Source organism: Bacteroides sp. AF39-11AC (assembly GCF_003474285.1).
Taxonomy (GTDB): domain Bacteria; phylum Bacteroidota; class Bacteroidia; order Bacteroidales; family Bacteroidaceae; genus Bacteroides.
On sequence record NZ_QROH01000033.1, the window covers coordinates 886 to 1359 of the forward strand.

General features: G+C 41.4%; 1 pseudogene. It reads right to left on the reverse strand.

Going from position 1 to position 474, the window contains the following annotated elements:
- Positions 1–362, reverse strand: a pseudogene (locus DW036_RS26150) (DUF4373 domain-containing protein); the annotation flags it as partial.
- Between the last annotated feature and the right edge of the window lie 112 nt (positions 363–474).

Sequence of the window (474 nt, forward strand, 5' to 3'; positions counted from 1 at the left end):
TTTTTCGTCGAAAAGCCGGCATTTTTGCCCGGTTTTACATCATTGTCCGGGTACTTTTTGCCATTTTGCCCACTGTTTTCCGCAGTGTTTTCTTCTACTTTTTGCGGTTCTGCAACGCATTTCGTATTGAGTTGCACAGGTGAAAAACAACTGTCGGTGACGGTGAACAAACCGAAATTCGTGACGATCTTCATCATATAAGGATAGGTAAAATTACGAGTGGCGAAAGGTTTCAGGTATTTCAGTTCCGCTTCCATATCAGGCAGCAGGCTCAGTTTTTCCATTATATACCAGTAGGCGCCGTAAGCCTTGCCGCCTTCCTGACGGAGCATGTTCTGGATGCGGGGATCATTGAAAGCCATAATCTCATGTTTAAGGTAAAAGTGCTTATTCATTTCTGCTTAATTCTGTTTTAAATAATTTATCTTTTTGACTCTGCAAAGATCCGACATATATACCAATATACCAAAAACG